The sequence below is a fragment of the Sporolactobacillus sp. STSJ-5 genome (assembly GCF_024385605.1).
GTDB lineage: Bacteria > Bacillota > Bacilli > Bacillales > Sporolactobacillaceae > Sporolactobacillus.
Genome location: NZ_JANFOJ010000009.1, coordinates 29,065 through 51,213, shown reverse-complemented (window position 1 = coordinate 51,213; position 22,149 = coordinate 29,065). Strand labels below are relative to the sequence as shown.

The 22,149-nt window shown below is 40.9% G+C and carries 22 protein-coding genes; 20 read left to right on the top strand and 2 right to left on the bottom strand.

Annotated features, from left to right (window positions below; translation table 11 throughout):
* The first annotated feature begins 131 nt into the window (after positions 1-131).
* The 14 genes from NOM01_RS10105 to NOM01_RS10040 all read left to right on the top strand — a co-directional run bounded on the left by NOM01_RS10105 (position 132) and on the right by NOM01_RS10040 (position 12,310).
* The gene (locus NOM01_RS10105; protein ID WP_010025830.1) at positions 132-797 is read left to right on the top strand and encodes a PspA/IM30 family protein; all 666 of its coding nucleotides are present in this window, start codon (positions 132-134) and stop codon (positions 795-797) included.
* 95 nt (positions 798-892) lie between these two features.
* Complete coding sequence (locus NOM01_RS10100; protein WP_010025831.1) at positions 893-1,396, top strand: DUF4178 domain-containing protein; 504 nt, start codon at positions 893-895, stop codon at positions 1,394-1,396.
* Positions 1,359-2,231: a DUF4247 domain-containing protein gene (locus tag NOM01_RS10095; RefSeq protein WP_255748379.1), complete on the top strand. Its 873-nt coding sequence runs from the start codon at positions 1,359-1,361 to the stop codon at positions 2,229-2,231. The genes NOM01_RS10100 and NOM01_RS10095 overlap by 38 nt, the downstream gene beginning before the upstream one ends.
* A gap of 196 nt (positions 2,232-2,427) precedes the next feature.
* Positions 2,428-3,087 (top strand): TIGR01906 family membrane protein, encoded by a 660-nt coding sequence (locus NOM01_RS10090; protein ID WP_255748378.1) that lies wholly within the window; start codon positions 2,428-2,430, stop codon positions 3,085-3,087.
* A gap of 148 nt (positions 3,088-3,235) precedes the next feature.
* Entirely contained in the window at positions 3,236-3,943 is a 708-nt protein-coding gene (locus NOM01_RS10085; protein WP_370646039.1) for a response regulator transcription factor, read from the top strand.
* Positions 3,940-5,349 (top strand): sensor histidine kinase, encoded by a 1,410-nt coding sequence (locus NOM01_RS10080; protein WP_010025835.1) that lies wholly within the window; start codon positions 3,940-3,942, stop codon positions 5,347-5,349. Before NOM01_RS10085 ends, NOM01_RS10080 begins: the two co-directional genes overlap by 4 nt.
* Before the next feature lie 317 nt (positions 5,350-5,666).
* On the top strand, positions 5,667-5,858 hold the full coding sequence (locus NOM01_RS10075; protein WP_010025838.1) for a hypothetical protein: 192 nt from the start codon (positions 5,667-5,669) through the stop codon (positions 5,856-5,858).
* 29 nt (positions 5,859-5,887) lie between these two features.
* The gene (locus NOM01_RS10070) at positions 5,888-6,052 is read left to right on the top strand and encodes a hypothetical protein (RefSeq protein ID WP_010025839.1); all 165 of its coding nucleotides are present in this window, start codon (positions 5,888-5,890) and stop codon (positions 6,050-6,052) included.
* A gap of 22 nt (positions 6,053-6,074) precedes the next feature.
* Complete coding sequence (locus tag NOM01_RS10065; protein WP_010025840.1) at positions 6,075-6,356, top strand: DUF2933 domain-containing protein; 282 nt, start codon at positions 6,075-6,077, stop codon at positions 6,354-6,356.
* 130 nt (positions 6,357-6,486) lie between these two features.
* The gene (locus NOM01_RS10060; protein WP_157800384.1) at positions 6,487-6,660 is read left to right on the top strand and encodes a hypothetical protein; all 174 of its coding nucleotides are present in this window, start codon (positions 6,487-6,489) and stop codon (positions 6,658-6,660) included.
* A gap of 196 nt (positions 6,661-6,856) precedes the next feature.
* On the top strand, positions 6,857-8,692 hold the full coding sequence (gene ftsH, locus NOM01_RS10055; RefSeq protein WP_188804639.1) for an ATP-dependent zinc metalloprotease FtsH: 1,836 nt from the start codon (positions 6,857-6,859) through the stop codon (positions 8,690-8,692).
* A 400-nt stretch (positions 8,693-9,092) separates the two neighbouring features.
* Positions 9,093-11,204, top strand: a complete 2,112-nt coding sequence (locus NOM01_RS10050; protein ID WP_255748377.1) for a copper-translocating P-type ATPase — start codon at positions 9,093-9,095, stop codon at positions 11,202-11,204.
* Between the two features lie 19 nt (positions 11,205-11,223).
* Entirely contained in the window at positions 11,224-11,595 is a 372-nt protein-coding gene (locus NOM01_RS10045) for a cupredoxin domain-containing protein (protein WP_010026851.1), read from the top strand.
* A 61-nt stretch (positions 11,596-11,656) separates the two neighbouring features.
* Positions 11,657-12,310, top strand: coding sequence for a methyltransferase family protein (locus NOM01_RS10040; protein ID WP_010027497.1), 654 nt, complete (start codon positions 11,657-11,659; stop codon positions 12,308-12,310).
* 281 nt (positions 12,311-12,591) lie between these two features.
* On the opposite strand, the gene NOM01_RS10035 is transcribed toward NOM01_RS10040, so the two are convergent.
* On the bottom strand, positions 12,592-14,706 hold the full coding sequence (locus NOM01_RS10035; RefSeq protein WP_093672795.1) for a heavy metal translocating P-type ATPase: 2,115 nt from the start codon (positions 14,704-14,706) through the stop codon (positions 12,592-12,594).
* Complete coding sequence (locus tag NOM01_RS10030) at positions 14,699-15,073, bottom strand: ArsR/SmtB family transcription factor (RefSeq protein ID WP_093672797.1); 375 nt, start codon at positions 15,071-15,073, stop codon at positions 14,699-14,701. Before NOM01_RS10030 ends, NOM01_RS10035 begins: the two co-directional genes overlap by 8 nt.
* Positions 15,074-15,399: 326 nt before the next feature.
* Here NOM01_RS10030 and lgt point away from each other — a divergent pair, with 326 nt between their 5' ends.
* The 6 genes from lgt to NOM01_RS17240 all read left to right on the top strand — a co-directional run bounded on the left by lgt (position 15,400) and on the right by NOM01_RS17240 (position 22,133).
* Positions 15,400-16,185, top strand: a complete 786-nt coding sequence (lgt, locus tag NOM01_RS10025) for a prolipoprotein diacylglyceryl transferase (RefSeq protein WP_255748376.1) — start codon at positions 15,400-15,402, stop codon at positions 16,183-16,185.
* A gap of 37 nt (positions 16,186-16,222) precedes the next feature.
* A complete protein-coding gene (locus tag NOM01_RS10020; protein WP_177184748.1) occupies positions 16,223-16,654 on the top strand; it encodes a hypothetical protein in 432 nt (143 codons plus the stop codon).
* A gap of 135 nt (positions 16,655-16,789) precedes the next feature.
* Entirely contained in the window at positions 16,790-17,953 is a 1,164-nt protein-coding gene (locus NOM01_RS10015; protein ID WP_255748375.1) for a geranylgeranyl reductase family protein, read from the top strand.
* Between the two features lie 116 nt (positions 17,954-18,069).
* Positions 18,070-18,462: a mercury resistance transcriptional regulator MerR gene (gene merR / locus NOM01_RS10010; protein WP_010023125.1), complete on the top strand. Its 393-nt coding sequence runs from the start codon at positions 18,070-18,072 to the stop codon at positions 18,460-18,462.
* 20 nt (positions 18,463-18,482) lie between these two features.
* The gene (merA, locus tag NOM01_RS10005) at positions 18,483-20,117 is read left to right on the top strand and encodes a mercury(II) reductase (RefSeq protein WP_010023127.1); all 1,635 of its coding nucleotides are present in this window, start codon (positions 18,483-18,485) and stop codon (positions 20,115-20,117) included.
* Positions 20,118-20,972: 855 nt separating this feature from the next.
* The gene (locus NOM01_RS17240; protein ID WP_010024625.1) at positions 20,973-22,133 is read left to right on the top strand and encodes a murein hydrolase activator EnvC family protein; all 1,161 of its coding nucleotides are present in this window, start codon (positions 20,973-20,975) and stop codon (positions 22,131-22,133) included.
* Positions 22,134-22,149 lie beyond the last annotated feature (16 nt).

The window sequence follows — 22,149 nt, the reverse complement described above, 5'->3', positions numbered from 1 at the left end:
TAGAGAAGGAGGGGTAGTTGATACAAAACAACAAATGACGAATGTACTTGTCAATAAGGTAAAAAAAGTGTTGGTCACCCTTTTAAGGGGATCCGATATCGACATGAAAAACAATCAGGAGGTTTCATTGAATGTCACTATTTAAAAGACTGCGTGACCTTACCGTTTCAAATATTTATGCTGTGATCGAAAAGGCAGAAGATCCAGTTAAAATGACCGACCAGTACCTGCGTGATATGCAGGAGGACTTACAAGAAGCTGAACGGGGAGTCGCTGCACAAATTGCTCTTGAAAAAAAATTCAAGGCCCTTTACGAGGAACAAAAAGCTCTTGTGGCTAAACGTGAAGAACAGTCACACCTAGCTGTTGAAACAGGAGACTTGGATCTGGCACGAAGAGTTATCGAGGATAAGCAAAACGCTGAACGAAAAATGACTGAGTACAAGGAACGCTACGAACAAAATCAGGTGTCTGCAGAAAATCTTCGTCAAAAACTAGACGAGATGCGAAAGCAGGTTGCCGAGCTGAAGGATAAACGGGAAACTCTTGTCGCACGTGTTAACGCCGCCGAGGCGCAGAAAAAGATTAATGACACCATGTCTGGCTTTGATTCCAATACAGCGATGGCCGGACTGAAACGTATGGAAGAAAAAACATTGCAGCTAGAAGCCGAGGCGGAAGCAAGCGGGGAAGTCTATAAAAAAGAAAAATCCATCGATGAAGAGTTTGAAAATTTGGGGAAGGACAAGAAGGTCGAAGATGAACTGGCACAGCTCATCGAACAGCATAAAAAATAAGGGATAACAATAGGCAAATCAATGAGCCGGCACGCCGAGAAAATTACAAAAGACGGCTGTCGGTTTTATTTTTACAAGTTGAAAGGAGATAAAAAATGTCCCTATTTCATCGAATCATCAATTTAGTAAAGAAGCCAGAACCACCGATTGAAGAAAAAACTCCTTACACTTTATCTATTGGTGATATTGTTGATCTTTCACTTAATAGTTATACCGTTGCGGGTCGAGTGTTATTCCCGCAACGCCAGGAAGCTTTTTTTACGATAAAGGATGGGAGTACGATCAAATATTTACGGGTTGCTAAGAGGGAAAAACTGGAGCTGTCTCTTTATGAAGCGATTGATGGACGTCTGGAAGATATTAATGAGATTCCAACGACCATTGAAATGGAAGGGGCATTGTATCATATGGAAGATCAAGCGGTAGGCGCAGCCCATTCTTCAGGTGATACGCCTTTTGCATCCTCTAGTGAACGTTATCTTTGGGACTTTCAATCAGATAACTGGAAACTACTGCGAATCGAATGGCAGGCTGGCCAGATGATGTTGTATGAGGGAGAGGATGTCCTGCCAATGGACGTCAGGATCATTCAGTCATGAAAAAAAGGAAGCGTTAAATATGATTAAGCGATTGTCAAACAGCATAAAAATTGTATTGGCTATTGTACTCGGGGCTTCCCTTTTAACCGGATGCTCCGCATCCGGCTCCGGACAGCTAGCCGTTACCGGTGGCTATCCGCTGACCTCCGTATCCAAAAACGGAAATCAGGAGTCCTATATTTATCAGGCTGACAAACAGTCGGTTCCAGAAGTAGCCAAGAAACTAAGCGACCAAAAGAAGCCGGATCAGATCTCAAGAAACGACAACCAGCAAATGTTCCTTGTCTATTCTGATGAATTATATGATCTTCAAAGAGACAAAAAGAACCCCGATAATACCCTGATTGAAGTAAGTAATAAAGAATTTGTTCGCAACAATTACAGTTCGTCGTTTTTGAAAGGCTATCTGTCTGCCGTTCTCTTGGATCGATTGTATCAATTGGGAAAAGGCGCTCTAGGTAATTATCGTGGCTATACGGATGGTAATACAATTCGGCCAATGGTAAAGTATCAGCCCCCTACCGCCAGCGAAAAGAAAACGATCCCTCCAATAACGAAGCAGACAACCGGTTCGATTATTAAGCGTAGCAGCTCCGGGAATAACTCGAACTCGTTTTCAAGTACATTCTCAAGAATAAGGAATAGCGTTACAAAAGATGTAGGACAGGCGATTAATTCGGTTGAGAGAAATACGGGGAAAATCTTGAAATCAGATACGGGTCAAGGAACGAGTAAAGTTTTTCCTAAAAATTCAAGAATTTCAATCCCAAAAAATAATTCTCCACCAAAAGTCAAATTCAAAAGTTTTGGAAGGATCATGAGAAGAAGCAGATAAATTCGATTGTCAATAAATTGATTACAAAACTACGGTTCGCTTTCAATTTAATGGTCGTCTATGAAATTCTGTTCAGGACTAAGCCGTAAAAGAGAGGCTTAGTCCTTTTCCTGACAGAAATACGAATCCACTATTTTTACACTTCTTCAGGCTTATGTGGTTCAGATCAAAATATTTCATATGGGTGTGTGTGCGGATGCATTTCAAAAAATCCAGTGTATTTCAGTCCCTGCTTGCCATCAATCTTGCGTTGTTTATTATTTTCCTGTCAATAGAGCTTGCTCTGCTCTTTAAACCTCTGTACTATTTCGATATTTGGTATCTTGGTATTGACAAGATCGCGGGTATCAGCACAGCTAGAATTGTGGAAAACTATAATTACATGATTCAATATCTTTTCGATCCAAGGCCTCAATCCTTTAAGCTTCCATCCCTGCCTTACTCAGTTCGCGGACAAATTCATTTTGGGGATGTCAAAAGGATCTTCACTTCAATTGAGCTGCTCTTTATCATCACAGGTTTAGTTAGTGTGGCTGGCCTGTATTGCGGTATTAAGCATGGAATGATCAGTGTTCTGAAAAAAGCGTCTTTCATTCTTCTGTTCTTCATTATCGTTACTTTAACTGCTTTCACTTTAAACTTTGATGCATCCTTCACTTTGTTTCACAAGGCTTTTTTTAGAAATAATTACTGGCTGTTCGATCCGGTTACAGATCCTGTGATCACGATCCTCCCGGAAGCCTTTTTTCTACATGCCGCTTTATTTATTTTGATGTGGATTGTTATAGGCATGATTTTATTAAGTGTATGTCATAGGAAGTTATTAAAAAAGTGGAAAAATAAGTCCGTTTTCTAATCAAACAATCCATAGGAAGAGATCCAGTTTTTTTTTTTAAGTATCACTGGATTTAAAAAAGAAACTAGGATGTATGCTACGCATGATTTCAATTTGTTAATATATGTAATCTGGAAAATTTGCTGTATGATGAGAGAAGGTGATGAGTATGAAGAAATTACAAGTCTTAATGGTGGATGATGACTGGAAGTTGCGCAATTTGCTACGCATCTACTTATCTAAAGAAGGTTTCAATACCGTTGAGGCAGCGGATGGCAATGAAGCGATGCTGAAAATTAAAAATCACTCCTTTGACTTGGTCATCCTTGACGTGATGATGCCCAATATGGATGGTTGGGAGGTGTGCCAGTCGATTCGGAAGACACAATCCGTTCCTATTCTGATGTTAACGGCTCTAGGTGAGACAAAAGAAAAGGTCCAGGGGCTGGAACTCGGGGCTGATGATTATCTGACAAAACCCTTTGATCCAGAGGAATTAATTGCCCGCGTTCATGCGCTGATTCGCCGCGCATCCTCGACCTCTACCGAAAAAACAAATAACGATGTGCTGAATTTTCCAGCACTAACGATTGATAGAGACGGACGCCAGGTTTTTGTTCATGATCAATCGGTGGATTTAACCCATAAAGAATTTGACCTTTTTGCTACGCTGGCCAAAAATAAAGGACGTGTTCTGTCTCGTGAACAGTTGATCGAACAAATATGGGGTTATGATTTTGAAGGGGATGCGCGGGTTGTCGATATCCACGTTAAAAATATCAGAGAGAAATTAAAGAGATCCGGATTAGTCTATAACCCGATTCAGACAAGTTGGGGAGTCGGTTATAAATTTGAGGCAGAGGTCGGAAAATCATGAGTATCAATCGAATCGGGCTGAAATTGGGCGCGGCTGTTATCGTACTGATGATTGTGATTCTCGTATCCTCCGGTCTTGCTGTTGATCGATTGTTCACAAATTTCTATGATGCTCAAATGAAGGACAATACACAGGAAATTGCTGCACACTTTGCAACCATGGCAGAATCCAATGATACTTCTTCACAATCAATGATTCGAGCTTTTGCTAAATTTTCAGATGTAAAGGTCTTCTGGTTGAATGATGAAGGAAGGATTTTGACGCTTCCAGGGGAGAAACAGCCGAATCTGTCTTTTATACGGTCACGCGATACCCGGCGCCTGCTATCCGGTCATTCTGTAGCTTTTCAAAACCATGATGTTCATGGAAACCGGTTTTATGTTGTAGGTAAACCCATACAAATAGGGAAAACGACTGGGTCTGCGATTTATATTGTCTCTTCCATGAAAAAAATAGACGATTCTTTGCAGAGACTTCGAAATTTGTTGGTGCTTTCTGGACTTGGCGCGTTTTTTCTCGCTTTAGGTATGATTCTTATCATGAGTAAACTGCTTTCTCGTCCACTGCTTCGAATGCAGCAAATGACCGATAAAATGGCAAAAGGAAACTGGGATACAAGACTTCAGGTCGGGAGTCGAGATGAAATCGGTATGCTCGGGCACTCCATTAATGATCTGGCTGCAAGTTTGCAAAGATATCGAGATACGCGGCGAGCGTTTTTCTCAAACATTTCACATGAACTTCGAACCCCAGTCACTTATCTTCAGGGTTATGCTAAAGTTCTGACAGATGGATTAGTTGATTCTGATAAAGAAAAAAAACAGTACCTTTCCATTATATATCAAGAATCCGTTCGTCTCGAACATTTGATTAATGACCTGTTTGACCTCTCGAAAATGGAGGAAGGACAGATCAAACTTAATATGGAATGGATGGATCTGAAGATAACCATAAAAACAACTGTTCAGAAAGTTAAACTTAAAGCAGAAAGTAAACGACTAAGCTTACAGCTGGATTTACAAGATCAGGTTCCTCTTATTCGAGGAGATCGTAAACGGATGGAACAGGTGCTGTTAAATTTACTTGAGAATGCCATCCGTTATACGGAGAAGGGCAGCGTTCTTGTACGACTGACCGGGAAGAAAGAAGCAACTGTCCTTTCCGTATCAGACACAGGCATTGGTATTCCTAAAGAAGAGTTGCCTTATATCTTTGAACGATTTTATCGAGTGGAGAAATCACGTGCGCGTGAATACGGGGGGACTGGATTAGGCCTGTCTATCGTCAAAAAATACGTTGAAATGCAGGACGGAACGGTTCGAGTTGATAGCCAAATGGGCGTCGGGACTACTTTCACATTGATCTTTACTCATGAAAAAAAGCAGAGAAGGGACGGGATGAAATAATGAAGAAAATTGATTGGTTCTTTTCACTTTTTTTAATTATCGTTGGACTAACCTGCCTTCTCTTCTCAGCCAATGCTTTTGGTCATGAGAGTTTTCTTGCATTTGGGAGGATTTTTTTCAAAGTCTGCATGTGGGTCGCCTGCCCTGTGATCCTCTTTGGCAGCCTGTATTTATGGTTCCATTACAGGAACAAAGAGTAATATGTAAATCTTTTTTTATTTTTTCAACAATTACTCGCCTTCTACATGTTTTCCACACAGATTCCACACATTTCTTTCCTATAATCATTATTGAAGAATGAGAGGAGGAAGAAATCAATGGACTGGTCTTGGCTACTATTACTCGCTTGTCCCCTTATGATGCTCCCGATGATGTTTATGATGATGAAGGGAAATCATTCAGAAACGGATCATTCTGAACATCAAAAAAGCTCGAATGAATTGAACGACCTGAAAGAACAGAATAATCTTTTGCGGGAACAGCTTCAACAGCTTAAAAACAAGGATTAATAATCAAAGTTTACGAGGAGGAATTTTTTATGTCTTGTTGCGGAAATCACAATCATGAAGGTCATCAGTCTGAAAGCCATCAACACAGCACACATCAGCATATTCATGAGAAACAGAATGAATTTGACGCGTTAAAAGAACAGAATGATCAGTTGCGGAAAGAACTTCAGCAGCTGAAAAGTAAACAAGCATAACGAGATTGAGGAGGGATTTTTGATGAATTGTTGCGGGAATCATGATCATAACAGTCAGGGTCACGAAAATCAAAATCAGGGAAATGAAAATCATAGTGCTCATGGAACTCATCAACACAATCATAACCTTATGATGGCAGTCTGCCTCATTATTCCAATAGCTGTGATCATTGGTCTGTTTTTCACAGGCGGATTTTCAGGATCAAATAGTTTGCTCATACTCGCGGCTGTACTTATTTGCCCGTTGATGCATCTGTTCATGATGCCGGCTATGATGAAGAAAGGTAATGGACATCATCATTGACTTGAAAAAAGTTTCAATTCGACTTTTCTTTATAGGGACGAAAACTCAATCGGGTTTTTCGTCTCTATTTAATAAGGATTTCATTGATCATTACAGATAATAAAACCAGTAAAAAGAGGTGAAATGTAGATTGACAAAATCAAAAGATGAAAAAGCACAACCGGGGACTTTAGCTTGGCAAAAGCAAAAAATAAGAGAAGAATATGTTTGTCCCATTTTAGAAAAGGAAAATCAATCAATGAGAACACGGAGAGGATCTAAACAGAATCTTTTTAACAAAAGAACCGTTAGAACTGAATTTTAATCAGGTGTTGTTAAGTTGAACTCTGCAGATAAGAGTGAAGGGAATACTCTTATCGCTGTGACTTAGAGCTGCCACCGATGTGGCTTTACATAAAGAATTCACATCTCCATCAGATAATTAAATGATGAACGGTGAAAATTAGAGTGACTTTCACTTTTGAAATACAGGGTTCCTTATGCGTGAGTGGAGGAGACGGATGAAACGCGTCTATAGAAATATGATCATTTATGTCTTTATCGTTCTGGTTGTTGCAGGCGTGACCAAATGGCTGACCAGTCCAAACAACATTGTTGAACCGATGTCTTTCAGTACCTTTCAACAACATCTTGCCAAAGGGGATGTCAGAGAACTGACGCTTCAGCCGGATGGGAGTGTCTATACAGCAACAGGCCGCTTGAATAATGGAAAAAAGAATACGACATTTAGAGCCTATGTCCCGGCAAGTGAAAAGGAAATCAATCAAATCACTTCATTGGCTGAACAATCCAATTTGACTATTCAACCAGAAGCAAGTACACCTGGTTGGGTCGTATTTCTTACTTCACTGATCCCATTTGTTCTCATGTTCTTGCTGGTTTTCTTTCTCATGAATCGTACACGTGGTGGCGGCCAAATGATGAGCGTTGGTAAAAGTAAGGCTAAACTTTATAAAGAGGATAATCATAAAGTCACGTTTAAAGATGTGGCGGGTGCGGATGAAGAAAAGCAGGAATTAGTTGAGATTGTCGATTTTCTAAAAGAACCGAGAAAATTTGTTGCTTTGGGTGCAAGAATACCAAAAGGCGTTTTACTTGAAGGACCTCCGGGAACAGGGAAAACATTGCTGGCGCGTGCGGTTGCCGGAGAAGCGGGTGTTCCCTTCTTTTCAATCAGCGGCTCTGACTTTGTTGAAATGTTCGTGGGTGTCGGTGCTTCAAGGGTTCGTGATTTATTTGAACAGGCAAAAAAAAATTCACCTTGTATTATCTTTATTGACGAAATTGATGCCGTCGGCCGCCAGCGAGGAGCCGGTCTAGGCGGAGGAAACGATGAACGGGAACAGACTTTGAATCAGCTGCTCGTTGAAATGGATGGTTTTGCGGCCGATGAAGGAATCATAATCATTGCAGCGACAAACAGGCCGGATATTCTGGATCCCGCTTTGATGAGACCAGGCCGTTTTGATCGCCAAATTCCAGTTAGCCGTCCAGATCTGAATGGACGTGAGGCTGTACTTCGAGTTCATGCACGAAACAAACCGCTATCGAAAGATATTGATTTGAAAACGGTAGCTAAGTTGACACCAGGATTTTCCGGAGCAGATTTAGAGAACTTGTTAAATGAAGCAGCACTGGTTGCTGCACGCGCCAACAAGATCGTCATTGATATGGAGGATATTGATGAAGCAGTTGAACGTGTCATAGCAGGGGTCGCAAAGAAATCACGTGTCATTTCCAAAAAAGAACAAAATATTGTTGCCTATCATGAATCTGGGCATACAATCATTGGTCTAGCTCTAGACGGTGCCGATGAGGTGCATAAAGTGACGATTATTCCACGTGGACAGGCAGGTGGGTACACTATTTCTTTGCCTAAAGAAGATCGCCATTTAATGACCAAACCGGAACTGCTGGAACAGATCACCGGCCTGCTTGGTGGCCGTGTGGCTGAAGAGATCACATTTGGTGAAGTATCTACGGGAGCTAGCAATGATTTTCAGAGAGCTACAAATATCGCAAGACGCATGGTGACTGAGTGGGGGATGAGTGAGAAGCTCGGTCCTTTGCAGTTTGGAAATAACGGTAGTCAGCCCTTTCTAGGTATGATGCAAAATGAACAAAATATTAGTGACCGGGTTGCTTACAAAATTGACACCGAGGTGCAGCAAATCATTAAAAGACAATATGCACGTTGTAAGGAATTGCTGGTGGAACACCGTGATAAACTGGAGCTGATCGCGCAAACCTTGCTGAAAGTTGAAACACTGGAAGCCGAACAAATTAAGGCATTGTATGAACGTGGAGAATATATCGAACCCAGAAATAATCGTTAAGGCGAGAAAATGTATTAAAATAGTATGTATTTTAAAAGTTCTTTAAGAAAATTACATTAAGATGGACGCTTCGTGAGAAACATAGTGATCCCAACGAAAAGTCAATATTTTTGATGAGGTTATAAATGAAAAAGGTTAAATTGGGCAGATGTCAATTGCTCAATTTAACCTTTTTTTAGATATTAACAGTTTCTACACGTTTTCAACTCAGAATCTACATGATTATCATTTAACATTACTTTATGCAAGAGGAAGTCCCATTGGATATAAAATACTTAAAATAGACACCATGAATGATGGTATAGCATAAGGGATATCTCTTACTAAGAAACAACAGTATAGAAAACAAACTGAGCATTAGATTTTCATTTATTAAATACTTTGGAGGGGAGAATTGAAAATGGAAGCTGAAAAAATACAGCACATGCATGAACATCAAGATCATGAGCATGGGATGATGACCGGTCACATCAAGCCAGAACAAGGTCAGCAAGGAGAATCAACTGAGGAATTAGAATATCGGTCGCTAATGAAGAAATGGTGGCTGGCAGCTACTGTATCTGTTCCTGTTATTTTAGTTTCTTACCCTAATTTATTTCCTGGGTTACGTGAGCTGCTTCCGATGGGAAGCCAGCAACTGTGGTGGGCCAGGTTAATCATGGGAATACTCGCCTTGTTCGTCGTGATCCGAAGCGGTGGTCAATTCTTCGTTGGCACCTGGGAAGGCTTGAAACAGCGCTCCGCCAATATGAACACGCTGATCGCAACCGGTGTTTCGGCGGCGTGGCTCTATTCTCTGGTCGCCCTGTTCTGGCCGCAAATTTTTCCGAGACCTGAAATGGCTGATGTCTACTATGATGTCACTACAGTTGTTACGGCGCTTGTTGTTCTTGGATCGGCGCTGGAAGTAAAAGCTAAAGGACGTTCATCCGAAGCCATTAATAAACTGGTTGCCCTTCAGCCTCAGACAGCCAACGTTGTCAGGGATGGAAAAGAAGTCAAGGTACCGTTAGAGGAAATAAATATCGGTGATCAAATTATTGTCCGTCCCGGTGAAAAGGTCGCCATAGACGGAACCGTTGTCTCAGGAAGTTCAGCTATTGATGAGTCGATGCTGACCGGAGAATCTATACCTGTGGAAAAGAATGACAGCGATGAAGTTTTCGGAGGGACGCTGAATAAAACAGGAAGTTTTACATTCAAAGTAACCAAAGAACAAAAGGACTCGGCATTAGCCAATATTGTGGAAATGGTGAAGCAGGCCCAGGGATCGCGTATTCCCGTTCAGAAAGTTGTCGATCAGATTTCGTCAATCTTCACTCCGGGTGTCATTATTGCGGCCATACTCGGCTATATCGTCTGGTATGATTTCGGGCCGCAGCCGGGATGGGTATATGCGTTGATTGTTGCAGTGACGACCTTAATTATTGCCTGCCCATGCGCGCTGGGAATGGCAACACCGATGTCCCTGACGACCGGTATTGGAAAAGGAGCGGAAAACGGGATATTAATCCGCTCCGGAGAAGCGCTGCAAATCGCACAGAAACTAAGGACGATCGTCATGGATAAAACCGGCACGATAACGGAAGGAAAGCCTTCACTGACGGATATCGTTCCCCTTGGAAAATTTACTGAGGAAGAACTCCTTCTCATCAGCGCTTCGGTTGAGCAGGGATCCGAACATCCGCTGGCATCCGCTATTGTGGAAAAGGCTAAGGAGAAAGGGTTGACGCCTGTTAAGAGTGAGGGCTTCAATGCGATTCCGGGACATGGAGTTGAAGGAACGGTCGATGGAAAAATGATCTATTTCGGTAATTTAAAACTGATGAAGGAAAAAGGGATTCCTCTGGACGGCTTTAACTCTTATGCTGCCTCGATGGCCGATCAGGGAAAGACGCCGATGTTCCTGGCGATCAATGGGGAAGCCGGTGGCATCGTTGCGGTTGCCGATATCGTCAAGAAGGACTCGCTTTCCGTTATTCATGAATTGAAATCAATGGGCCTGGAAGTCGTGATGATTACCGGGGACAACGAGCGAACGGCCCGCGCGATCGCCAAACAGGTGGGCATTGATCAGGTCCTGGCGGAGGTCCTTCCTCAGCATAAGGCGGAAAATGTCCGCAGGCTTCAGGAAGAAGGGAAGAAAGTGGCGATGGTCGGCGACGGCATTAACGATGCACCGGCACTCACACAGGCCGATGTCGGTATTGCCATTGGAACCGGAACGGATGTCGCCATTGAAGCAAGTGATATCACACTCATTTCCGGGAGCCTGGAGGGGGTTGTTAGGGCTATTAGAGTCAGCCGAGCCACGATGAAAAACATCTACGAAGGTTTATTCGGCGCCTTTATTTACAATGCAATCGGTATTCCCATTGCCTTGGGTGTGCTCTATCCCTTCACGGGCATCCTGTTATCGCCGCTGGTTGCCGCAGCAGCCATGGCGTTCAGTTCTTTAACTGTTGTCCTGAACGCGAACCGTTTGAAACAATTGAAACTTAAATTTAATTAAAGAGGGGAGAATGATTCAAATGAATTGGTTTGTTACAGTTGTTGGACTGTTATTAATTGGTGTGATCGCCTGGTACTTCTGGGGACCGAAAAAAGGAGGAAGCCTTGCGGAAACGAATGCTTCCGGTTTTCAGGAGGCTAAGATCCTGGTTAAAAACGGCTATAATCCGTCCCGTATTGTTGTCCAGAGCGGGAAACCGGTTCGATTTGAGTTTACCCGTATAGAGACAGGAGCCTGTGACGGAATGGTTATTTTTCCTGGATTTGAGAAAAGCGCGACGCTGCCGGCTGGAGAAAAGGTTATTGTTGATCTCCCTCCCATGAAAACAGGATCCTATGACTTTACCTGCCAGATGGGGATGTTCAGAGGAAAGATTATTGTGAAAAACTAAAAAAATAAAACAAGAAACAATGAGCTGGTTTATAGATTATTTATGAAGAGGAGATTTGCTCATGCCTGATGGAAAATACGCGTACGGTCTATGGGGTGCTGTCCTATTCAACATCGTTTTCTTCGGACTGTTTGCTTACTCCGTGTTTAAACCGACGACAAAACGGGACTGGAGAACTTTGGGGGCATTTACAGGGTTTATGGTCGCTTTGTTCAGCGAAATGTTTGGTTATCCCCTGACCATCTATATCCTGACATCTATCCTTGGGAAGAATTATCCAGTTCTTGATCCGTTCAATCATATTAATGGTCATCTATGGGTGGCAGTAGCAGGAGGATCTCCGATTTTATTTGATATTCTTCACCCTTTAAGCAATGTGTTTATTTTTGGCGGATTGATTATTATCGGGATTGGTTGGAGAAAAATACATTCAGGGGAAGGAAAATTAGTCACGGATGGGATCTACCGATTTATTCGCCATCCTCAATACACCGGTTTCGGAGTGGCAATTATCGGTTTTCTGATTCAATGGCCAACGTTAATTACACTCATTATGGCGCCTACTTTACTGATTATGTACAGGAAACTGGCAAAAAGAGAAGAACAGAACATGATTCAAGAGTTTGGTGAGGAATATCTCGAGTATATGAAAAAGGTACCTAGATTCGTTCCAAAGATACATTTAACTAATTTCACAAAGAAGGAAACAAATTAAAAGAAACTGACAGATGATCCTTTTACTATTTATACATGGATTCTTTTAATCATTAATTTTAGTGTGGTAGATTACTCACTCTCTGTGTTCCTCCGTGATTAATTTGAGAAAACATTAAAACATTGAACAAACAATGATGGTAACCGGACCGCTTCACATAATCGACCAAACTTATCTGTGTATCAATGCTGTTCCAAAACGTACTAACTTACACATCCCCCCATCTTCCATAATCAGCACTAAAACCTTCGCCAATCAAGCGAAGGTTTTGTCTTTGATTTTTACTCTTTAACTTTCGCGAGTCGTAAACTGTTCAATGTGACAATTATTGTAGCTCCCACATCAGCTAAAATAGCAATCCATAGTGTTAGCCACCCTGGGAAAATAAGCAATATAGAAATAGCTTTAATAGCTAGTGAGAACGTGACGTTTTGTTTAATAATCGCCAAAGCTTTACGGCTCAATTTTATTGTGTAGGGCAATTTTGTTAAATCATCAGACATAAGGGCAATGTCGGCTGTCTCTAAAGCTGTATCTGTTCCAGCACCCCCCATAGCAATACCCACAGTGGCTTCTGCCAATGCTGGGGCATCGTTCACCCCATCACCAACCATTGCAACCTTTTGCTTCCCACGATAGGACTTAATATAATTTAGCTTTTCTTCCGGTAGCAATTCTGCTTGAATATCAGAAACACCGACTTCTTTTCCTATTGTCTCGGCTGTACTTTTGTTGTCCCCTGTTAACATTACAGTTTGTTCAATACCGGACTGATGAAGTTTTTGGATAACATTCTTCGCTGAATCTCTTAGCTTATCAGCCACAGCGATAAGGGCAAGAATATCTCCGTCCGTTCCAAAAACCATTACTGTTTTCCCTTGCTTTTGAAGGGTTACAATCTGATTATGAATAGCTTTTTTAATCCCATTAGAAAGTGTTTCTTCAAAAAGGTTCGGGCTTCCCACATAGTACATGTTCTGGTTAATTCTAGCCTTGACACCTTTACCAGTAATGGATTGAAAGTCCTCAATCTCAATATCGTTAAATTTCAGCCTTTCTTCCTCAGCCTTCCTAACAATGGCTGAGGCGAGTGGGTGCTGAGATCCTTTTTCAAGAGCCGCTGTTAAGGTTATGATATCTTGTTCGTTTTTATTAAAAGTTACAACGTCTGTAACCTCTGGAATCCCTCTTGTTAATGTACCGGTTTTATCAAAGGCAATAACCTTGAGGGAGCCAGCTTCTTCTAGGTGAACTCCTCCTTTGATAATTACACCGTTTTTGGCAGCATTTCCTATCGATGTGACAATAGCTACGGGTGTAGAAATGATCAGAGCACACGGGCAACCGACAACCAGCAAGGCTAACCCTCGATAGATCCAATCTCCCCAAGAATCTCCCATGAATAAAGGAGGAATCACGGACAACAGGACAGCGAAAATAATAATCGCTGGCGTATAGACTTTTGCAAAACGATCAACAAACGTCTGAGAAGGTGCTTTTTCTGCTTGAGATTCTTCAACTAAATGAATAATTTTAGAAAGAGTTGTATCTTCAACTCTTTTTGTAACTTTGACCTCCAACAAACCTTCTTCATTTAATGTCCCAGCAAAGACTTCGTCATTAATGGTTTTTGTTACTGGTACTGACTCGCCAGTAATAGCGGCTTGATTTAGAGTCGATGTTCCATTAGTCACAACTCCGTCCATAGCCAATTTTTGCCCTGGTTTCACAATCATTGTGTCACCAACCTGAACATCTACAACAGGGACCATCAATTCTTGACCGTTCCGACGAATCAATGTTTCTTTTGGTGCAATTTTCATTAACGATTGAATAGATTGTCTCGCTTTATCTGCTGAATAACTTTCTAACGCTTCACTAATCGCAAAGAGAATAACAACCGTTGCTCCTTCTTCCCATTTACCTATCGCGGCCGCTCCTATAATAGCAATCGTCATAAGAGTGTCCATATCAAAGTCAAGCCGAATCAGATTTTTAAAACCTTCAATGAATAACGAGTAGCCACCGATGATAATAGCCGCTAAAAATCCGATGGTAGGAATCAGACTCAGCTCTCCGTATTGAGTCCCAATAATCCAACTGATTATCAATAGAAAGGCTGAAATGTAGACTTTAAAATTTTCTTTTTGCTTCCAAAATGGTACATGTTCAACAGTTTGTTCTGCTTCATCCCTGACTTTTAATTTTTCAAACGCTCCTGCTTTTTCTAACGCTTCAATGGTTGTGTTTCCAGTAACCATAATCTTAGAAGCGCCAAAATTCACTTTAGCTTCAATCACTCCATCTAACCGCTTTACATTTTTTTCAAACTTGTTCGCGCATTCCATGCAGTCAAACCCTTGAACTCGATATGACTTGACTTGTTGTTCAGACATGAGTTTTCTCCTCTTTTCTGTGCGTCATTGCAATAGAAATTAATTGTTTGATGTGTTCATCATCAAGCGAATAAAATGCCATTTTTCCGTCCTTTCGATATTTTACAAGACCTTGCTTACGGAGAGTGCGTAGGTGATGTGAAGCCGTTGCTATGGAAGAACCAATAATGTTTGCAACGTCACAAACACATAGCTCCTTATCTTGACATAAGGCAAAGACTATTTTTGACCTATTTTCATCAGCAAGCGCTTTGAACAATCGAACAACGCGAGATAGCCCATCATTTTCATTTTTTAAAAGGCCTTGTATGCGATTGACCTTTTCTTCGTCATAGCAATAAATTTCACATGTATCTTTTTCGACCACTAATAGCGACCTCCTTATCATTCAAATATTCATTTGATTATATTATACATCATTTCTTATTTTATTCAAATGTACATTTGAATAAATTTTTTTAGTGTGCTAGAGATGTCAATTATGTGCCATTAACTACAGAAAAATAAGATGATAAAAGATAGATGACTTTTTTTCCTTTGGTCAATCTCCATGACCTTCTTCATTGATATGCATCACCAAAAATTTTTCTATAATCATAACCGAAGTTTATCGTTTCCACATCGTTTCCACACATTTTTGCAATAGGATTCAACTTATAAAGTGATTATTTTTATTAAAAGGGAGGAAGGTTCATGTGGTTTCCAGGACCTGTTTTATTTAGAATCGGACCGATTCCAATTAATACGTTGGGTGCTTCGGTAGCTCTGGCAACGCTCTTTGGTTTATGGTTGATAAATCGTGAGGCCAAGAGGCAAGGTATTCAAGCGGATTACATGGTGGAATTCGCTATTTATTGTGTATTGGGTGGTGTTCTTGGAGCAAGATTGTGGTTTGTTCTCTTCAAATGGCCGTATTACGCTGCTCATCCAGCAGAAATTTTTATGGTTTGGATGGGGGGACTGGCAATACAAGGTGGCATTCTCGGCGGTACTTTAGTAGGAATCTTGCTCGCTAAGAAGCATAAATTGCCAGTTTGGCAGGTAGCCGATATCGTGGCACCAGCGTTAATACTCGGAATGGCGATTGGTCGGATCTCAGATTTTCTTACCGGTGACGCTTATGGTATTCCAAGCGATTCCATCTTAGCTGTTTCCTATCCCCCGGGAACATTTGTCTACAACATCTTTGGTAGCACGCCGGTCCTGCCGATGCCCTTATTTGAGGCCATCGGTGATTTGATCATCTTTGGCTTTTTGCTATTGATTAAATATAGAAAACCATTCCAAGGGTTTCTATTCCTTCAGATGTTAGCACTTTACTCAACATTGAGATTTACTTTAGAGTTCTGGAGAGGAGACAGCCTAAGGACATTACTTAATCTAAAAGTCGCTCAATTGACGGCTTTGGCAACGATTATCTTAGCAATCGGTTTTATGATCGGACGCTATAGACAAATGAAAGCCGCTCATCGAGAGTAACAAAGAAAATTAGAAAATAAAGAAAAGGAGAAGCGGCATGAGGAACAGAAAATCTGGATCAGTTTCAACAAATAAAAAGTCAAATCGAGGGAAAACCTTACTAAAAACCATAGGTTCAGTCCTTTTCGCCATTATTGCTACATCTCATCACTGGCTGCATATACTATTGATTTCTGTCGGCTTAACGTCGATTGGGGCAGTTTTATTTAATATGCCTCCCCTTTTAAAAGTCATCCTGTTGATCATTTCTCTGATCATTTCAATCCGGTTTATTTTCGTAGCGAAACACAAATGGAGACATGAACGCCCAGTCGCATGGGTTTATGCCATCTCTTCAATTCTATCGATCGTGATTGTATTGTCTGCTGTACCGCAGACAATCAACGCAATCATTCAGCCACCTTCAAATACACAGAATCCTGGCAGTATAAACACGCATGACCATAATCATAGTGATATGAATAAATAGTGGTGAAATGATTTTTAGCAAATGACAGATAGACATGGGGTGATTTTCTATTTTTATGAGGAATGTCCGTATTTTCACAATGTGAGAATTGCATCAGTCTCTAAAAGATTGAATGCTAAAAGGTTGGGAAACAAAATGGATTCAAAAATTTATGATGTGATTATTGTCGGAGCAGGTCCTGGTGGCAGTTCACTGGCAGCAAAGCTTGCTGAAGCAGGGCTTCATGTTTTAATTTTAGAGAAGCAAAGTTTTCCGCGTTATAAAGTATGTGGAGGCGGGATTACCAAGAGAGCCCTCCTGAAAATGCCGACTGCTATCACACCGATTATTCGAGATCAGATCACTTCATTTGTCACGGTGGAAGGTAATCATGACATTCAGGAGTTTAAACATAAAACGCCGTTTATTTATATGGTTATGAGAGACGAATTGGATCAACTACTGGCGAAACATGCCGTTGACTGTGGTGTAGAACTGAAAGAGGATTCCTTCGTTAAAAAAGTGGTCGAGTGTGGTGGAGGGGGCGAGGTCTTCACAAGGGATGAGAAATATTCAGGACGGTATTTGGTTGGAGCCAATGGCGTAAACAGTATCGTTGCGAAACAGGTCGGGTTAATGTCGGAACGAAGGAAAGCTCTGGCATTGGAATATGAATTCAGATGTGACCAGGCAACAAACGCAAAATATAAAAACAAAGTTATCATTGATTATACCAGAGTACCCGATGGATATATATGGATATTTCCAAAAAATGGAATTCTATCGGCAGGCATCGGTTCTTACTCGTTAAGTCAGAAATTGATGTCGAAATATTTGCTTTCATTTTTGGACCATCAGGAAATGAGTGGAGATCTGCTGAGCGCGAAGGGATCTTTTTTGTCTGCTGGCGGTACCCGGCAGCCAATCATGACGCAACGAACAGCATTAATCGGAGACGCAGCCGGACTGGTCGATTCATTTGCCGGAGAGGGCATCTACTATGCTTTGTGGAGTGCTGAATTACTTTCTGACCATTTAATAAAGTCGATCAGGGATAGATATAGTGAAGCATTCTTAACCTATCAAAGAGATGTTGATCTGACAATCATGCCCGAACTCAGTACATTGGATCAGTTTGGCCGGAAATTTTACAAAAATCCGAAATTGATGCAAAAGATTGTTTCTCGTTTTCCTAAGTTATTAAGCTTAGTTTTTGATGTATTAGAAGGAAAAAGAGATTATAGCAAACTGTACAAGAAATTCAATATAGTAAAATCGTACGGCCATTTTTTGAATCTGAAAAGCTCTATTTTCACTTGAGTCCATTCTAAAAGACCAATTAATGATATTACCGTCATGATACGGAGTTATGTTTAGGAATAAAGGTTGACCCTGTACTTTGGTACAGGGTTTATATTGTATATGAGGTGAAACAAATGGGGTTACGAATCGGACAGCTGGCCAGCCGAACTTACGTCAACAAAGAAACGATCCGGTACTATGAACGGCTGGGGCTAATTCCAATTCCCTCTCGTACAGCGAAAGGATACCGTATCTATAAGGCTCAAACAGTGGACCGAGTGAATTTTATTAAAAAGTTGAAGAGATTAGGATTTACATTGAATGAAATTGACAAGTTGTTAGGCGTTGTTGACCGCAATGAAGTGAAGTGCAGAGATATATATGATTTTACCGTTAACAAGATTGGTGAGATACAGCATAAAATCGAGGAATTAAACAAACTTGAAAAGATGCTTGTCGATCTGAAAAAAAGATGTCCTGAGAATAAAGAGATTTATGAGTGCCCCATTATTGAATCCTTAATGTGAGAATACGAGGAGGAAATCATATGATAACGTATCGAATGACTGTTCAGGGGATGACTTGTGCCGGGTGTGAAGACCATGTGGCAAGTACTCTGGAACATATTGGTGCAAGAAACATTAAGGTTAATTATCAACGTGGGGAAGCTCTTTTTGGGCTCCCGGTTAGTATTAAAAAGGAGACTGTGGAACGGGCAATAGTTGAAGCACACTATCAACCTGTAAATTTTATGCAGATCCAATCAGAAGGAGATTCTGATAAAGAAGACGACTACGATTACATTATTATTGGCTCTGGCGGTGCGGCTTTTGCTTCAGCCATTAAAGCCAGAGAGTATGGCGCCAGAGTGGCAATGATTGAACGAGGTATAGTTGGCGGTACCTGTGTTAATATCGGCTGTGTTCCTTCTAAGACCTTGCTCAGAGCCGGGGAAATTAATAACCAGGCAAAAAATCATCCATTCAAGGGATTGCACACTTCAGCAGCTGAAGCTGATTTAGCGCAACTGGTTGAGCAAAAAAATGAATTGGTTGAAACATTACGGATCCAAAAGTATGAAAATTTAATTGGAACTTATGGTTTTGAACTTATTAAAGGAGAGGCAAAGTTTGTCAATGAAAAAACGATCGAAGTGAATGGCAGACAACTGACGGGAAAGCGTTTTTTAATCGCCACCGGTGCTTCACCGCTCATACCCGATATTCCCGGATTAAATCATGTGGATTTCTTAACCAGCACAACTTTACTTGAACTGAAAAAGATCCCGAAACGTCTTGCGGTCATCGGTTCCGGTTATGTAGGTTTTGAATTAGGTCAGCTTTTTCATCATTTAGGTACGGAAGTAACATTGATGCAGCAGAGCAATCAATTATTAAAAAAATATGATCCGGAAATATCGGAAACCATAACACGAGCTTTAACACAACAAGGTATTCATTTTATTACCGGAATAAAATTCAAGCGTATCGAACAAGACGGGCAGATAAAGAAAGTCCATATAAAGACTGAGGGTAAGGAACAAGTTATTGAAGCAGAGCAGTTGCTTGTCGCAACAGGACGCAAACCGAACACAGCAAACTTAAATCTGTATTCAGCAAACGTTAAGGTCGGTACCCGGGGTGAAGTCCTCATTGATGAATTTTCCAGAACGACCAATCCACGTATTTATGCAGCTGGGGATGTCACGCTCGGCCCGCAATTCGTCTATGTCGCTGCTTATCAAGGCGGTCTTGCTGCAGACAATGCCGTCGGAGGACTTGGTCAAAAAACCGACTTAGACTTTGTACCGAGCGTTATGTTTACAACTCCATCAACTGCCATGGTTGGATTAACGGAAGAGCAGGCAATAAAAAAAGGCCTTAAGGTAAAAACGTCTGTTCTGCCTTTAAGTACCGTGCCCAGAGCAATCGTTAATCGAGAGACGACTGGTGTCTTTAAATTAGTGGCAGAAGCAAAGACACTCAAGGTCTTGGGCGTCCATATTGTTGCTGAAAATGCGGGAGACGTGATCTATGCTGCGACATTAGCCGTAAAGTTTGGGATGACTGTGGAAGATCTTCAAGATACCCTCACGCCTTATCTCACTATGGCCGAAGGCTTAAGGTTAGCAGCACTCACATTTGACAAAGATATATCTACACTTTCTTGTTGTGCAGGATAACAATGTTAATAATAAAGAAACAAATTAAAGCCGATTTCCCATTTTTCCTTAAAAATGGGAAATCGGCTTTTTCTCATAATTTAAAAAAGTATAACCCCGATGACGATCTGCTTCAAATCAGGATGATGCTGTTTACTGTAGCCATACGTAATGGCAGGTGTCCCGTCCGCCCCATCTGGCGAAGTGTAGCTGCCCTAAAACAAATAGGATGTGGTATCGCTGCGGACACCGGACACCGGGAGACCCGGTTTCTGATAGGCGGAAAGAGACAGGGGTGGAATACACACGCCAGGGGCCGGCCTCGTGCAGGTGATCCAACGCTCGACCGAACGCCGAGAGAGGCTTTCGAACGGATCTCATCCCAATCCGGCAGATGATTGATCGTTTCATTAAATTGGTTTTCTCACAAATCACGGAAATCAACTGAGAAGCACCCACCGACAGGGTGAGCACCTGATCTGTTTCCATGACTTTTTGCCATTTCCGAATATTCATGAACAGCTCTTTCCTTCATATTTATTCCTCAATTTATTTCTATCAATCATCGTATTTAGTGATGTTCATCAACATGTTCTAAATCTTACAACATAATTTGTTTCTACATAGTTTCCACACAAAATCCACACATTTATTGATTATCATTATTTTAATAACTAAACCACATTATAGAGAAATTGAGGAGGTTTCAGATAAAAAAATAAATCGCGATTAATTAATTAAACGAAATAATATTGAGATCGAAACATGTCGAAATTTGTCATATTGAACTGTTACGATATGATTAATGGCTCTAGCGGGGGTCTTTCACCTTAAAACTCCAAAGAAAAGAAAAGAAGCTAAAGGGGAAAGATAGTAGTGAAAAGAAAATATTTACGCACAACAATGATCTTGGGTACAGCGTTTTTGTTGATAACGAGTTATACGGAGAGCTACGCACACGCCACTTCAGAACGTCAATTCAATACGAAACAAAGCTTATCTTCTGAGCAACAGTTGTCGAAGAATGATAGACAACAAGATGTAGCGATAAATAGAATTAAATCATCCGAAAAGCAGATTGAGAAGATAAAAAGAAGTGTAGCAGATAAACAATCTAAACTGGTTGAAAGTGAAGCAATATCCGAATCGATGAAAGATCAGATTGATCGGCTTACCAAACAGATCAGTATTAGGGATAAATTATTAAAAGAACGGATACGTTCCATTTACATAAATGGAGGGGCAATCAGTTATCTTGATGTTCTTCTTGGTGCAGATAGTTTTGGAAATTTTCTGGATCGATTATTCGCCTTGAAATTGATTACTGAAACAGATAACAAAATACTGACTGCTCAAGAGAAAGATAAGAAGGATCAAGTATCAAAACAAAAGATACTAAAACAAGAACTGATAAATCTGAAAAATGGATTGGCAGATCTAAAAAAATTAGAAAATGATCTACTTCAGAAACAGAAAGATCAAAAAAATGAGTTAGCGTTATTAAGAAAAGAAGCATCCAAAATTAAAGAAAAGTCAATGGATAAGAAGGAAGAAAAGGACATTGTAAAGGCTCAAACGAGTTCAGCAGAAAATAGAGCATCGACTTTATCATTAAAAAAGTTATCGTTAAACAAATCAGATTTTATTAATCCTACTCAGGGTTATATCTCATCTGGGTTTGGTAATCGGTCATTTGATAACAGCTTTCATCCAGGAATTGATATAGCTAACAGTGAGGGAACACCAGTTAAGGCTGCAGCTGACGGAGTAGTTTTCAGAGCGTATCAATCTTCAAGTTATGGAAATACGGTAATGGTTTCCCATCAAATTGATGGAAAATTGTATACGACGGTCTATGCTCACCTAAACGCTTATAATGTATCTACAGGTGAACGAGTGACTCAGGGACAAGTGATTGGCGGAATGGGTAATACAGGCGAATCATTTGGGTCTCATCTGCATTTTGAATTGTATATAGGCCCTTGGACTCCACCACCACATAAAGGGGCAGTTAATCCAGTGAGCTATATTCAATAAAAGCCGTTTGAATTTC

Bases quoted from the DNA above. Each gene is read 5' to 3' on its own strand.
- NOM01_RS10105 (WP_010025830.1), top strand. From the start codon at position 132: ATGTCACTATTTAAAAGACTGCGTGACCTTACCGTTTCAAATATTTAT.
- NOM01_RS10100 (WP_010025831.1), top strand. From the start codon at position 893: ATGTCCCTATTTCATCGAATCATCAATTTAGTAAAGAAGCCAGAACCA.
- NOM01_RS10095 (WP_255748379.1), top strand. From the start codon at position 1,359: ATGTCCTGCCAATGGACGTCAGGATCATTCAGTCATGAAAAAAAGGAA.
- NOM01_RS10090 (WP_255748378.1), top strand. From the start codon at position 2,428: ATGCATTTCAAAAAATCCAGTGTATTTCAGTCCCTGCTTGCCATCAAT.
- NOM01_RS10085 (WP_370646039.1), top strand. From the start codon at position 3,236: ATGAAGAAATTACAAGTCTTAATGGTGGATGATGACTGGAAGTTGCGC.
- NOM01_RS10080 (WP_010025835.1), top strand. From the start codon at position 3,940: ATGAGTATCAATCGAATCGGGCTGAAATTGGGCGCGGCTGTTATCGTA.
- NOM01_RS10075 (WP_010025838.1), top strand. From the start codon at position 5,667: ATGGACTGGTCTTGGCTACTATTACTCGCTTGTCCCCTTATGATGCTC.
- NOM01_RS10070 (WP_010025839.1), top strand. From the start codon at position 5,888: ATGTCTTGTTGCGGAAATCACAATCATGAAGGTCATCAGTCTGAAAGC.
- NOM01_RS10065 (WP_010025840.1), top strand. From the start codon at position 6,075: ATGAATTGTTGCGGGAATCATGATCATAACAGTCAGGGTCACGAAAAT.
- ftsH (WP_188804639.1), top strand. From the start codon at position 6,857: ATGAAACGCGTCTATAGAAATATGATCATTTATGTCTTTATCGTTCTG.
- NOM01_RS10050 (WP_255748377.1), top strand. From the start codon at position 9,093: ATGGAAGCTGAAAAAATACAGCACATGCATGAACATCAAGATCATGAG.
- NOM01_RS10045 (WP_010026851.1), top strand. From the start codon at position 11,224: ATGAATTGGTTTGTTACAGTTGTTGGACTGTTATTAATTGGTGTGATC.
- NOM01_RS10040 (WP_010027497.1), top strand. From the start codon at position 11,657: ATGCCTGATGGAAAATACGCGTACGGTCTATGGGGTGCTGTCCTATTC.
- NOM01_RS10035 (WP_093672795.1), bottom strand. From the start codon at position 14,706: ATGTCTGAACAACAAGTCAAGTCATATCGAGTTCAAGGGTTTGACTGC.
- lgt (WP_255748376.1), top strand. From the start codon at position 15,400: ATGTGGTTTCCAGGACCTGTTTTATTTAGAATCGGACCGATTCCAATT.
- NOM01_RS10020 (WP_177184748.1), top strand. From the start codon at position 16,223: ATGAGGAACAGAAAATCTGGATCAGTTTCAACAAATAAAAAGTCAAAT.
- NOM01_RS10015 (WP_255748375.1), top strand. From the start codon at position 16,790: ATGGATTCAAAAATTTATGATGTGATTATTGTCGGAGCAGGTCCTGGT.
- merR (WP_010023125.1), top strand. From the start codon at position 18,070: ATGGGGTTACGAATCGGACAGCTGGCCAGCCGAACTTACGTCAACAAA.
- merA (WP_010023127.1), top strand. From the start codon at position 18,483: ATGATAACGTATCGAATGACTGTTCAGGGGATGACTTGTGCCGGGTGT.